13 protein-coding genes are annotated in these 12,568 nt (G+C 64.4%); 3 read left to right on the forward strand and 10 right to left on the reverse strand.

The annotated features are described in order from the left end of the window. Window positions 1-10: 10 nt before the first annotated feature. The 3 genes from trpE to rpe all read right to left on the reverse strand — a co-directional run bounded on the left by trpE (window position 11) and on the right by rpe (window position 3,379). A complete protein-coding gene (trpE, locus tag VSR72_RS29705) occupies window positions 11-1,504 on the reverse strand; it encodes an anthranilate synthase component I (protein WP_342955850.1) in 1,494 nt (497 codons plus the stop codon). Between the two features lie 472 nt (window positions 1,505-1,976). Further along, window positions 1,977-2,684 (reverse strand): phosphoglycolate phosphatase, encoded by a 708-nt coding sequence (locus VSR72_RS29710; RefSeq protein ID WP_342955851.1) that lies wholly within the window; start codon window positions 2,682-2,684, stop codon window positions 1,977-1,979. Beyond that, window positions 2,681-3,379 (reverse strand): ribulose-phosphate 3-epimerase, encoded by a 699-nt coding sequence (gene rpe, locus VSR72_RS29715; protein ID WP_342955852.1) that lies wholly within the window; start codon window positions 3,377-3,379, stop codon window positions 2,681-2,683. The genes VSR72_RS29710 and rpe overlap by 4 nt, the downstream gene beginning before the upstream one ends. A 219-nt stretch (window positions 3,380-3,598) precedes the next feature. On the opposite strand from rpe, the gene apaG reads away from it, so the two are divergent. Next, the gene (apaG, locus tag VSR72_RS29720; protein ID WP_110857904.1) at window positions 3,599-3,973 is read left to right on the forward strand and encodes a Co2+/Mg2+ efflux protein ApaG; all 375 of its coding nucleotides are present in this window, start codon (window positions 3,599-3,601) and stop codon (window positions 3,971-3,973) included. A gap of 47 nt (window positions 3,974-4,020) precedes the next feature. Here the strand turns inward: apaG and VSR72_RS29725 are convergent, their stop codons facing one another. Beyond that, window positions 4,021-4,164 carry a hypothetical protein gene (locus tag VSR72_RS29725; RefSeq protein ID WP_165822966.1) on the reverse strand — a complete coding sequence of 48 codons (144 nt, stop codon included), beginning with the start codon at window positions 4,162-4,164 and terminating at the stop codon, window positions 4,021-4,023. Here VSR72_RS29725 and VSR72_RS29730 point away from each other — a divergent pair. Then, entirely contained in the window at window positions 4,130-5,410 is a 1,281-nt protein-coding gene (locus VSR72_RS29730; RefSeq protein WP_342955853.1) for an MltA domain-containing protein, read from the forward strand. The genes VSR72_RS29725 and VSR72_RS29730 overlap by 35 nt on opposite strands. An 84-nt stretch (window positions 5,411-5,494) precedes the next feature. On the opposite strand, the gene paaK is transcribed toward VSR72_RS29730, so the two are convergent. From paaK to paaN, 5 genes are all read right to left on the reverse strand, one after another. Further along, window positions 5,495-6,793, reverse strand: a complete 1,299-nt coding sequence (gene paaK / locus VSR72_RS29735) for a phenylacetate--CoA ligase PaaK (protein ID WP_342955854.1) — start codon at window positions 6,791-6,793, stop codon at window positions 5,495-5,497. A 66-nt stretch (window positions 6,794-6,859) separates the two neighbouring features. Continuing rightward, on the reverse strand, window positions 6,860-7,330 hold the full coding sequence (gene paaI, locus VSR72_RS29740; RefSeq protein WP_342955855.1) for a hydroxyphenylacetyl-CoA thioesterase PaaI: 471 nt from the start codon (window positions 7,328-7,330) through the stop codon (window positions 6,860-6,862). A gap of 1 nt (window position 7,331) precedes the next feature. Then, the gene (paaG, locus tag VSR72_RS29745; protein ID WP_342955856.1) at window positions 7,332-8,123 is read right to left on the reverse strand and encodes a 2-(1,2-epoxy-1,2-dihydrophenyl)acetyl-CoA isomerase PaaG; all 792 of its coding nucleotides are present in this window, start codon (window positions 8,121-8,123) and stop codon (window positions 7,332-7,334) included. 112 nt (window positions 8,124-8,235) lie between these two features. Beyond that, on the reverse strand, window positions 8,236-9,444 hold the full coding sequence (gene pcaF / locus VSR72_RS29750) for a 3-oxoadipyl-CoA thiolase (protein ID WP_342955857.1): 1,209 nt from the start codon (window positions 9,442-9,444) through the stop codon (window positions 8,236-8,238). Between the two features lie 97 nt (window positions 9,445-9,541). Then, the gene (gene paaN / locus VSR72_RS29755; protein ID WP_342955858.1) at window positions 9,542-11,242 is read right to left on the reverse strand and encodes a phenylacetic acid degradation protein PaaN; all 1,701 of its coding nucleotides are present in this window, start codon (window positions 11,240-11,242) and stop codon (window positions 9,542-9,544) included. 138 nt (window positions 11,243-11,380) lie between these two features. Between paaN and VSR72_RS29760 the strand changes: the two genes are divergently transcribed. Continuing rightward, the gene (locus tag VSR72_RS29760; protein WP_342955859.1) at window positions 11,381-12,157 is read left to right on the forward strand and encodes an enoyl-CoA hydratase; all 777 of its coding nucleotides are present in this window, start codon (window positions 11,381-11,383) and stop codon (window positions 12,155-12,157) included. Window positions 12,158-12,330: 173 nt separating this feature from the next. On the opposite strand, the gene VSR72_RS29765 is transcribed toward VSR72_RS29760, so the two are convergent. Continuing rightward, window positions 12,331-12,568: hypothetical protein (locus VSR72_RS29765; RefSeq protein WP_342955860.1), on the reverse strand; the 238-nt coding region annotated here is incomplete at its 5' end.

Genomic DNA, 12,568 nt, shown 5'->3' on the forward strand with positions numbered 1-12,568 from the left:
TTTTCTCCGCTCAGAAGTCGCTGTCGAGGCCGTCCTGCACCTGCTCGGCGGCGCGCAGCACGGCGCGCGCCTTGTTCTCGGTTTCTTGCCATTCGGACTCGGGCACCGAATCCGCAACCACGCCCGCGGCGGCTTGCACATACAGATTGCCGTTGTGGATGAGGCCGGTGCGGATCGCGATCGCAAGGTCCATCTCGCCGTTGAACGAGAGATAACCCACTGCGCCGCCGTAGAGCCCGCGCTTCACCGGCTCCAGTTCGTCGATCAGCTCCATCGCGCGAACCTTCGGCGCGCCCGAAAGCGTACCGGCCGGGAACGTGGCGCGCAGCACGTCGAAGTTGCTCACGCCGGGCTTGAGCTTGCCTTCCACCGAACTCACGATGTGCTGCACGTGCGAGTACTTTTCGATGATCATCTGGTCGGTCACGGCCACCGAGCCGATCTCGGCAATGCGGCCCACGTCGTTGCGCGCGAGGTCGATCAGCATGACGTGCTCGGCGATTTCCTTCGGGTCGTTGAGCAGCTCGGTCGCGAGTTCGGCGTCGCGCTCGGGCGTGTTGCCGCGCGGACGCGTGCCCGCGAGCGGGCGGATCGTCACGATGCGGTCCTCGCCGCGCTTTTCCTGGCGCACGAGAATTTCCGGCGACGCGCCCACCACGTGGAATTCGCCGAAGTTGTAGTAGTACATGTACGGCGACGGGTTCAGCGAACGCAGGGCGCGGTAGAGCGAAAGCGGATTGTCGCGATACGGCTTGGTCAGGCGCTGGCCCACTTGCACCTGCATCAGCTCGCCCGCTGCGATGTATTCCTTCGCCTTGCGCACGGCGGCGAGGTAATCGTCCTTCTTGAATTCGCGGAACGTTTCGGTGCGCACGCTCGCCGAGGTCACCGGCGGCTGCACGGTGGTGCGCAGACGCTGCTTGAGTTCGCGCAGGCGGTGCTTGGCCTTCGTGTACGCCTCGGGCGTTTGCGGATCGGCGTAGACGATCAGGTAGAGCTTGCCCGCGAGATTGTCGATGACCGCGACTTCTTCGGTCAGCAGCAACTGGATATCGGGCAGGCCGAGATCGTCGGTCGGGCAGGTATCGGCGAGCTTTTTCTCGATGTAGCGCACCGCGTCGTAGCCGAAGTAACCAGCAAGACCGCCGCAGAAGCGCGGCAGGCCCGGACGCTGCGCGACCTTGAAGCGCGCCTGGTACTTCGCGATGAATTCGAGCGGATCTTCGTTATGCGTCTCGATCACCTGGCCGTCGCGCACGACTTCCGACACGCCGTTGCGCGTGCGGATCAGCGAGCGCGCGGGCAGGCCGATGAACGAGTAGCGCCCAAAGCGCTCACCGCCCACCACGGACTCCAGCAGGAAAGAGTTGGCGCCGCCGCGCTCGGGCTGTGCGAGCTTGAGATACAGCGAGAGCGGCGTTTCGAGATCGGCGAGCGCTTCGGCGATCAGCGGGATGCGGTTGTAGCCCTCGTTGGCGAGGGACTGAAATTCGAGTTCGGTCATGTTCCGATCCTGTTCGTGCTGCCGGTCGCGGCGGGTGCGGGCCCAGTGCGGCTCAAAACGGGGCGCGCGAAGAGCGCGAGGCGTTTGTTTTTGAGTGCTTGATGGCCGCTGGCGCTCGCTCGTGCGGCCCGATAAACGCGTGAAAAGCGCTTGCCGGGCCGGCGTGCAGTACATCGACGGAAGGTGAAGCGTAGCCGCTCGCGCCTCGCGCACTTCGCCGCGAACGGCGAAACGACACGCAAGGACCACGAAAGCCAACGGCAAGACCAGCCGACGGGTTACTGCAACAGTTTAGAGTCGAGACACGCGCGAGTGCGCAGCGAAGTAAAAAACGGTGCTGAAGACGGACTTCAGCGAACCTCGGGTGAGGTTAGCGCGACCAGCGACGCCAGGGCCAGGCTCCCCGGTCGATCGTGCTCAGACTCCGTTTTTTATTCAGAAACATGAGGATAGTTGACGTTCAGTTGAGAACTTAAGTCAGATCATTGTGCGCTGCGACCGCCTTGGCGGCGTCGAGCAGCGAGGCAACTATACCATCCGATTCGATTTTTTGTACAGGTTGGCCGTGGTTGTAGCCGTAGGGCACCGTGAGCGTGGCCATGCCGGCCGCGCGGCCCGCGATCGCATCGTTCTCCGAATCGCCGATCGCCACCGCCGCAGCGGGCTTGACGCCGAGGCGCTCGCACGCCGTGACCATCGGCAGCGGGTCGGGCTTCTTCTTCGTCAGGCTGTCACCGCCGATCACCACTTCGAAGTACTGCGCGAGACCGTATTGCTGCAAAAGCTCAACGGCGAAGCGGTGCGGCTTGTTGGTCACGCACGCGAGCTTGATGCCCTGGGCGCGCAGCGCGGCGAGGCCTGCTTCGACTTCCGGATACAGATGCGTGTGGCGGCCGTTGATCTTCGCGTACTCGTCCTGGTAGAGCGCGAGCGCTTCGTCGAAGCGCGCCTCCACGTTGTCGGCGGGAAAGCGCGGCGCGAGCACGCTGCGGATCAGGTGCTCGGAGCCCTTGCCCACGTAGCCCATCACTTCCTCTCGCGTGGTTTCCTCGGCGTCGAGCTGCGCGAGCATGCCGTTCAGGCCGGCCGCGAAGTCGTCGGCGGTGTCGACCATCGTGCCGTCGAGGTCGATCAGCGCCGCTTCGATACGCGGCGCAGTGAACTTGATGGCGGCGTTCATTTCGCGTTGGCGGTGTGGTCAACGCTTGCGAGCTGCGCGCGCATTTCGTCGATCACCGTCTTGTAGTCGTGCTTGCCGAAGATCGCCGAGCCCGCCACGAAAGTATCGGCGCCGGCCGCCGCGATTTCGGCGATGTTGTCGACCTTCACGCCGCCGTCCACTTCGAGGTGGATCTCACGGCCAGTGCGCGCCGTGTAGGCGTCGATCTTCGCGCGCGCCTCGCGCAGCTTGTTGAGCGCTTCGGGAATGAACGACTGGCCGCCGAAGCCCGGATTCACCGACATGATGAGGATGAGGTCGAGCTTGTCCATCACGTGGTCGAGGTAGTTCAGCGGCGTGGCCGGGTTGAACACGAGGCCCGCCTTGCAGCCGTGGTCGCGGATCAGCGAAAGCGTGCGGTCGATGTGATCCGAGCCTTCCGGGTGAAAGCTGATGAGGTTCGCGCCGGCCTTGGCGAAGTCGGGCACGATGCGGTCGACCGGACGCACCATCAGATGCACGTCGATGGGCACGTTCACGTGCGGGCGGATCGCCTCGCACACGAGCGGGCCGATGGTGAGGTTCGGCACGTAATGGTTGTCCATCACGTCGAAGTGGATCCAGTCGGCGCCGGCAGCGACGACGTTGCGGACTTCTTCGCCAAGACGCGCGAAGTCGGCGGAGAGAATGCTGGGGGCGATGCGGAATTGCGTCATGGCGGCAATCGGAAAACTATCGGAAAAACCGTATTTTACCGTCAGGAGGAGAGCCGTTCGCGGTGGGCGCTGCGGGCGGCGCCGGGTTGCGGGTGCCCGTTGCATCAAGCAGAATGCCAAACCATGTGCCGCGCATCGCGGCGCGCTCGCGAGCGCCTTGCTGCGCGGGCGTCCCAGTCAACGGACTCAGCAGCCGCACCACGAGCGAATGGAACAAGGATGAGCCAGTACGAATTCAGCGTGACGTCGCAGGTGCGCTACCTGCCCGAAGAATCGGACCCGGAGCGCCGGCAATACGCCTTCGCGTACACGCTGACCATTCGTAATACCGGTCAGGTGAGCGCGCAGTTGATCGCGCGCCACTGGGTCATCACCGACAGCGAAAATCACGTGCAGGAAGTGAAGGGACTGGGCGTGGTCGGCCATCAGCCGCTTCTGAAGCCGGGCGAGCAGTTCGAGTACACGAGCTGGGCCGTGATCGCGACGCCAGTGGGCACCATGCGCGGCGAGTACTTTTGCGTGGCCGAGGACGCCGAGCGGTTCGAGGCGAGCGTGCCCGAGTTCGTGCTGCGCATGCCGCGCACGCTGCATTGACGCGATCGAGCTGCGGCGATTGAACCGCCGCGAAAAATCAGGGTCTGCTAGTCCTGACGCCGATCGTCGCGCGAAGCTTGCTTCTTTCTGCCCGACGCGGTCCACACAACGATGAAAATCAGCAGGAACAGCGCAAGGAGCGCTTCCAGACCAAACATGAGCATCGGGTATTCGTCGAGCAGTTCTGACATGGCGGCATCCATCGAGAGCCAATATTGTAGGCGTGATTTTGACGTCGATTCTGGTCTCGATGTCCCGGTGATGCCGGGATTCACAAAGGCGCGATATCGCGCCGGGTCTGCGCTGCGGCGCGGGGGGGGCCGATTGAGTGTCCGGCTAGGCGGCTGGCTGGGCGCTGTTTCGCTGGCGGCGTTGCTCGCCGCCTGCGGTGGCCCGAGCTACGTGCGCAATGCACCGCCGAAGGGTACGCCCACGCTGCCCTCGCAACTCGCCGCGCAGCGTCTCACGCCCGTGGCCTGGCAGCAGGTGCCGGGCTGGCAGGATGACTCGCTGATCGGTGTGACCGCGGCGCTGCGCGCGAACTGCACGCGCCTGGCTCGCGATCCGCGCTGGCAGCGCGCGTGCTCTGCGGCCTCGCAACTCGACGACCTCGATGCCTCAAGCGCGCGCACATTCTTCGAAACGTATTTCACGCCCTATCAGTTTGCCAACACCGACGGCACGCTCGACGGTCTCGTGACCGGTTATTACGAGCCGCTGCTGCACGGTTCGCGCACGCGTCACGGTATTTATCAGACGGCGCTATATCGATGGCCGTCCGGCTATCGTCCGGGCGCCGCAATGCCGGCGCGCGCGCAGCTCGAACGCTCGGGCGCGCTCAACGGCAACGAACTCGTGTGGGTGGACGATCCGATCGAGGCGTTCTTCCTGCAGGTGCAAGGCTCGGGGCGCGTCGTGATGGAAGATGGCAGCGTGATGCGCGTTGGCTTTGGCGGCACCAATAACCAGCCGTATAAATCGATTGGGCGTTGGTTGCTCGACCGCGGTGAACTCACGCCCGCGCAGGCGACCATGCAGGGCATCAAGGCCTGGGCGCGCGCAAACCCGACGCGCGTGGACGCGCTCCTCGACACCAATCCGCGCTTCGTGTTCTTCCGCGAAATGGGAGGTTCCGAGGGCGACGCGCAGGGCGGTGCGGACGGCCCGATCGGCGCGCTCGGCGTGCCGCTCACGCCTGAACGCTCGATTGCCGTTGATCCATCGGCGATTCCGCTCGGCACGCCGGTGTTTCTCCAGACCACGCGGCCGCTCACGAACACGCCGCTCAATCGGCTCGTGTTCGCGCAGGACACCGGCACGGCAATCAAGGGCGGCGTGCGTGCCGACTATTTCTGGGGCCTTGGCGACGACGCCGGAGATCTGGCCGGCAAGATGAAGCAGGGCGGGCGTATGTGGCTGCTGTTCCCGAACTCGTGACCGCGGTAGTGCTTGCCGCGCGTACGTAAAGTGAAAAAGCCGGCGACTGCCGGCTTTTCTTTTGCAACGCGTCGCGAGCCGTGGTTACTTAGGCCGCTTGTCGATCACGCGCCTCGCCTTGCCCACCGAGCGCTCGATGCCGTTCACCTCCAACACGTTCACCTTGCACGTCACGCCGATCAGCGCCTTGATGTCATAAGCGAGCGCCTTGCTTGCCGCGTCGAGCGCGCCGTAATCGGGCGCGGTTTCCGGGCAAGGTTCGCAATTGAGCGACATCACGTCCATCGGACCTTCCTTCGTCAGGACGATCTGATAATGCGGCGCGAGGGCCGGCTGCTTGAGCAGCAGTTCCTCGATCTGCGTGGGAAAGACGTTCACGCCGCGAATGATCAGCATGTCGTCCGAGCGGCCCGTGATCTTCTCCATGCGGCGCATGGTGCGTGCCGTACCCGGCAGGAGACGCGTGAGGTCGCGCGTGCGGTAGCGGATGATGGGCAGCGCTTCCTTTGTGAGCGAGGTGAAGACGAGCTCGCCGAATTCGCCGTCGGGCAGTACTTCGCCGGTTTCCGGATCGATGATCTCGGGGTAGAAGTGGTCTTCCCAGATCGTCGGGCCGTCTTTCGTCTCCGCGCATTCCGAGGCCACGCCCGGGCCCATCACTTCCGAAAGACCGTAGATGTCGACGGCCGTGATGCCCATGCGCTGCTCGATGGCCTTGCGCATGTCGTTGGTCCACGGCTCTGCGCCGAAGATGCCGATGCGCAGCGAACAGGTGGCCGGATCGATGCCCTGGCGCTCCATTTCGTCGGCGATTGCGAGCATATAGCTCGGCGTGACCATGATGATGTCGGGACGGAAGTCCTGGATCAGTTGCACCTGCTTCTCGGTCTGGCCGCCGCCGAACGGAATCACCGTGAGACCCGCACGTTCCGCGCCGTAGTGCGCGCCAAGGCCGCCCGTGAAAAGGCCGTAGCCATAGCTGATGTGCACCTTGTCGCCGCGCTGTGCACCCGCTGCACGCACCGACCGCGCGACGAGGTTCGCCCAGGTGTCGATGTCGCGCGCCGTGTAGGCCACCACGGTCGGCTTGCCCGTCGTGCCCGACGACGCGTGTATGCGCGAAATCTGGTCTTGCGGCACGGCGAACATGCCGAAGGGATAGTTGTCGCGCAGATCCTTTTTCGTGGTGAACGGGAAGCGCGCGAGGTCGGCGAGCGACTGCACCTGGGACGGATGGACGCCCGCTTCGTCGAATTTGCGGCGATAGACCGGCGAATTCTCGTAAGCATGGTTCAACGACCATTTCAGGCGCTCGAGCTGCAGCGCAGCAAGCTCGTCGCGGCTCGCCTTTTCGATGGATTCGAGCGGCAGCGTGGTACTCATGGGTGTCTCCTGGATCTTGGGAACTTTACTCGTGACGCGAGAGGAATCGAGAGGGGGAAACCCGCTTCACGTTGCGACTGGAATGACATTGCCGCGAATCTGCGCGGACTTGCCTCGGAAAAGCGCGACGGTTTCGCCTGCCCGGTTCGTCACGCGGATGTCGTAGACCCCGTTGCGTCCCGATAGCACCTGTTCTTCGGCTTCGGCGGTCAACACCTCGTCGCGCAGGACCGGACGCAGGAACTCGATCGAGCAGCCGGCCGCTACGGTGTTGATGTTGTACGAATTGCACGCGAAGGCGAACGCCGAATCCGCGAGCGAGAAGATCATCCCGCCGTGGCAGGTTTGATGGCCGTTCAGAAACTCGGGCCGCACGGCCATGGAGAGGCGCGCATAGCCTGCGCGCACTTCGAGGAGTTCCATGCCGAGCGCGCGGGTGCAGCCGTCGGATTCGTACATCGCTTGCGCGGCCGCGCGGGCGAGTTCGTCGGGCGACATGCTGTCCTCCTCTGGCAGTTGCGAGACTTGCGTGGACATCTCAGCGGCCCTCGAAGTGCGGTGCGCGTTTTTCGATGAAGGCTTGCACGCCTTCTGCGTAGTCATGCGACGCACCCAGTTCGCGCTGCAGATCGCGTTCGAGATCGAGTTGCTGGTCGAGCGTGTTCGTAGCGGATGCGCGCAGTGCTTCGCGCGTGGCGACGATGGCGCGCGTGGGCTGCTGCGCGAGGCGTGCGGCGAGCGCGCCGGCCGTTTGCGCGAGTTCTGCGTCGTCGATCACTTGCCAGACGAGGCCCCAGCTTTCCGCCTTTTCCGCGCTGAGCTTTTCGCCGGTCATGGCGAGTCCGAGTGCTCGCGCCATGCCTATGCGCTTGGGCAGGAACCACGTGCCGCCGGAATCGGGCACGAGGCCGATCTTCACGAACGCCTGAATGAAGCTGGCGGAGCGTGCGGCGAGCACGAGGTCGCAGGCGAGGGCGAGATTGGCGCCGGCGCCGGCCGCGGTGCCGTTGACGGCGGCGATCACGGGCATCGGCAGCGCCTGCAGGCGTTTGATCAGCGGATTGAAATGCTCGTCGATCAGGTCGCCCAGGTCGGTCATCGCACCCGGCGTGAAGTCGAGATCGGCGAGATCCTGGCCCGCGCAGAAGCCGCGGCCCGCTCCCGTCAGCACGAGGGCGCGCGCGCCGGCGGCGGTGACTTCGTCGAGCGCGGCGATGAGCTCGCGGTGCATGGCGCGCGTGAAGCTGTTGAGCTTGTCCGGGCGGTTCAGCGTGATCGTCGCCACGCGGGTGGATGCGTCGATTTCGACGCGGATCGCATCGTAGGGCATCGGTTGTCTCCTTGTCGGCCGCACTTGGCGCTTGAGCGCTTAGTGCGGCCCCATGCAAAGCTGCCTGTAACCGCCGAACGCATCGCCCGGCGGCCGGTCGATATTGCGCGCGTTATGCCTCGACGCGTTCGATCGCGAGGGCAATGCCCTGGCCGACGCCGATGCACATCGTGCAAAGCGCGAAGCGTCCGTTCGTGCGCTCCAACTGGTGCAGCGCCGTCGTAACGAGACGCGCGCCCGAAGCGCCTAGCGGGTGGCCCAGCGCAATTGCGCCGCCATTCGGGTTCACGCGCGGATCGTCGTCGGCAATGCCGAGTGCGCGCAGCACGGCGAGGCCTTGCGAAGCGAACGCTTCATTGAGCTCGATCACGTCGAACTGGTCCAGCGTCATGCCGAGCTGCTTGAGCAGCTTTTGCGTAGCGGGCGCGGGGCCGATGCCCATGATGCGCGGCGCGACGCCAGCGGTCGCCATACCCAGCACGCGCGCGCGGCGACGCAGGCCATACTGCTTTGCCGCCTCTTCATTGGCGAGCAGCAGGGCGCAGGCGCCGTCGTTAACACCCGAGGCGTTGCCTGCCGTAACCGTGCCGTCCGGCTTCACGACGCCCTTGAGCTTGCCGAGCGATTCGAGCGAGGTTTCGCGCGGGTGCTCGTCGAGCGTCACGCGTACGGGGTCGCCCTTCTTCTGCGCAATCTCGACCGCGACGATTTCCTGCGCGAGCGTGCCGTCCTTCTGCGCGCGCGCTGCTTTTTGCTGGCTGCGCAGCGCAAACGCGTCCTGATCGGCGCGATTGATCTTGAATTCTTCGGCGACGTTTTCCGCCGTTTCCGGCATCGAATCGACACCGTACTGCTGCTTCATCAGTTTGTTGACGAAACGCCAGCCGATGGTCGTGTCGTAGATGGCTGCTTCACGCGAGAACGCCGAAGCCGCCTTGCCCATGACGAATGGCGCGCGCGTCATGCTTTCCACGCCGCCTGCGATCATGAGGCGCGCTTCGCCCGCCTTGATCGCGCGCGCCGCACTGCCGACAGCGTCGAGGCCCGAGCCGCACAGGCGATTGAGCGTGCCGCCCGGTGCGTCGGTCGGCAGGCCCGCAAGCAGTGCTGCCATGCGCGCGACGTTGCGATTGTCTTCGCCGGCCTGGTTGGCGCAGCCGTAGAGCACGTCGTCGAGCGCGCTCCAGTCCACACCGGAATTGCGCTCGACGAGCGCACGGATGGGCACTGCCGCGAGGTCGTCCGCGCGGACGTCCTTGAGGGCGCCGCCGTAGCGGCCGAAAGGGGTGCGAATCGCGTCGCAGATATAGGCTTCGGTCATCTCGGGTTCCTGGGGCGTGAGCGCAGAAGTGCACTCACGCCTTGCATGCTAGTGGGATGGGCAATCGGGTGCCATTCGTCCGAACGGCATAGGCCGTTCAGCTAGCTACCGCGGGGGCCGCTTTCGGTTCAACATGAACGCGGCTCTGAACTACGCGGAAGCGGTTCGCGACGAAAGCGGCGTCGGCGAGCGCGGCATTCGCCGCGGGGTTCGCGCCGGTGCCGTGGAAGTCCGAGAACGCAGCCGACTGGTTGACGAACACGCCGCCCGTCAGGTTGATCGAGAGCGCCACGCCGCCGGTGATGGCGGCTTCGTGTGCGGCTTCGATCACGGCGTCGTCCGTGCTGTAGACGGAGAGTGTGAGCGCGCCGTGATCGCGCGCCGTCTCGCCTGCCAGCTTGAGCGACTGTGCGGTCGAATCCGTGGCGATCACGAACGAGATCGGGCCGAACCATTCGCGCGTGAACTGGGCGCCGTCGCGGGCTGCGTCGAGCGAGAGCACGAGCGGCGTGCGCACGCGTGCACCGGCGAACTGCGGGTGTTCCAGCGTCTGGCTGTCGGCGAGCACGGTGCCGAGCTTGCGGGCCTCGTCGATGCGAGCCGTCACGCCTTCGTTCTGGATCGCGCCGAGCACTTCGACGGCGCGCGCCGGGTCGGACACGAACTTCTGCACGGCGCCGGCAATCGCCTGGGCGACGGCCTCGAAGCTCACCTGGCCTTCAGCGGTGCGGATGCCGTCGCGCGGCACGTAGATGTTCTGCGGCGCCGTGCACATCTGGCCCGAGTAAAGGGAGAGCGAGAACGCGATGTTGCGGGCGGCGGCTTTCAGGTCGTCAAAGGAGTCGATCACGATCTGGTTCACGCCAGCCTTTTCCGTGTAGACCTGCGCCTGGTGCGCATTGCGCTCGAGCCAGTCGCCGTTTTGCGTGCTGCCCGTGAAGTCGATCAGCTTGATCTCGGGGCGCAGTGCGAGCTGCTGCACGAGCGCGCCGTCATTGGGATCGGTGGCGAGCAGCGTCACGACGTTCGGATCGAAGCCGGCTTCGCGCAAGACGTCACGCGCGATGCGTACGGTGATAGCGAGCGGCAGGATCGCGCCCGGGTGCGGCTTCACGATGACGGTGTTGCCCGTCGCGATATCGGCGAAGAGGCCGGGGTAGCCGTTCCACGTCGGGAACGTGCAGCAGCCGAGCACGAGGCCGGTGCCGCGCGGCACGATCGTGAAGCGCTTTTGCATCGCGAGCGGCGGGTTCTTGCCCTGCGGCTTTTCCCAGTGCGCGTCGGCGGGAATGCGGCGCAACTGGTCGTAAGCGTAGGCAACCGCTTCGAGCGCGCGGTCCTGAGCGTGCGGGCCGCCGGCCTGGAACGCCATCATGAATGCCTGGCCGGTCGTGTGCATCACGCTGAAGGCGATCTCGAAGCTCGCTCGGTTCAAGCGCTCCAGGATCTCGAGGCTGACACCTGCCCATGCCTGCGGACCGGCGGCGCGCCAGTCGCGCTGCGCTTTCTGCGCGGCTTCGATCAACTGGTCCGGCGTGGATTTCGGATAGCGCGCGCCGAGCGCGAAGCCGAACGGCGAGGCTTCGCTGCCGACGGTTTCGCCGGTCGACGGCTGGTCTAGCTCGAAGGTGCGATTGAGGTGAGCCTTGAACGCGGCTTCGCCATCTGCACTAGCGGTTTCCCCGTACACTTTGGGGCTAGGCATTTCGGCGAACGGGCTCCAGTAGCCACGGGTCTCGATGGCGGCAAGCGCTTTTTGAAGCGCGCCCTCATGCTTGGCGAACAGCGAATGTGTCATGGCTCAACGTTGATAGAGAGGTTAGACGGGGCCCGTGTCAATTAATTGACCGACCGGTTGGTTGGGCAATGTTAGCATTAGTCAAAGTTCGGCGTAAAAAATTTTTTTGGGGACTTTCTTTAGATGGAAGGAGGAGCTATGGGGTACGAAAACATCCTGGTCGAGACGCGTGGCAAGGTCGGGCTGATCACGCTGAATCGGCCAAAGGCGCTCAACGCACTGAACGACGCGCTCATGGACGAACTGGGCGCAGCGCTCAAGGCGTTCGACGCCGATGAGGGCGTTGGCGCGATCGTCATCACGGGTAGCGAAAAGGCGTTCGCGGCCGGCGCGGACATCGGGATGATGGCGACGTACACCTTCATGGATGTTTACAAGGGCGACTACATCACGCGCAACTGGGAAACGATCCGATCGATTCGCAAGCCGATCATCGCGGCGGTCGCGGGCTTCGCGCTAGGCGGTGGCTGCGAACTGGCCATGATGTGCGACATGATCTTTGCCGCCGATACGGCGAAGTTCGGCCAACCCGAGATCAAGCTTGGCGTGATTCCGGGTGCGGGCGGTACGCAGCGCCTGCCGCGTGCAGTGTCGAAAGCAAAGGCAATGGACCTGTGCCTGACCGCGCGGATGATGGGTGCGGAGGAAGCGGAGCGTGCCGGGCTCGTGTCCCGCGTGATTCCAGCCGCGGATTTGCTGAACGAAACGCTCGCGGCGGCAGCGACCATCTGCGAATTCTCCTTGCCTGCCGTCATGATGGCGAAGGAGTCGGTGAACCGCGCCTACGAGACCACGCTCGCGGAAGGTGTGCACTTCGAGCGCCGCATGTTCCATTCGCTCTTCGCGACGGAAGACCAGAAGGAAGGGATGGCAGCCTTCGTGGAGAAGCGCAAGCCCGCGTTCAAGAACAAGTAACGGCTCGAAGGGTTTCGATCGCCGCGAGCAGCGATCGAAACTATTTCGCGCCACCCCCTTGCGGAGTGCCTGCGGGGGCGATAAGATTCGCCCCCTTCGCAGTTCGATGTCTCTGATGTCGGTGCAGCGAAGGCCGCCGCGGAAACCGGTGGTTGGCGAAGTCGGCAGCTTTTTTAAGCGGTGAGCGAAAAAAAGCAGTTGACGAAGTGAAAAAGATTCTTCATAATCTCGTTTCTCTGCTGCTGACGCAGTAACGCAGAAAACGCCGGGTGGTTCGATGGTTGAACGGCGCTTTCGCGATCGATCTTTAAAAATTTACAGCCGATAAGTGTGGGCGCTTGATGCGGTGGCGGCCTGACCTTGTTCTCCGGAATGAAGTCGGGAGCAGCAAAAGTATCAAGAGTCTCACAC

Origin of the sequence: Paraburkholderia sp. JHI869 (assembly GCF_038900775.1) — a bacterium.
Taxonomy (GTDB): domain Bacteria; phylum Pseudomonadota; class Gammaproteobacteria; order Burkholderiales; family Burkholderiaceae; genus Paraburkholderia.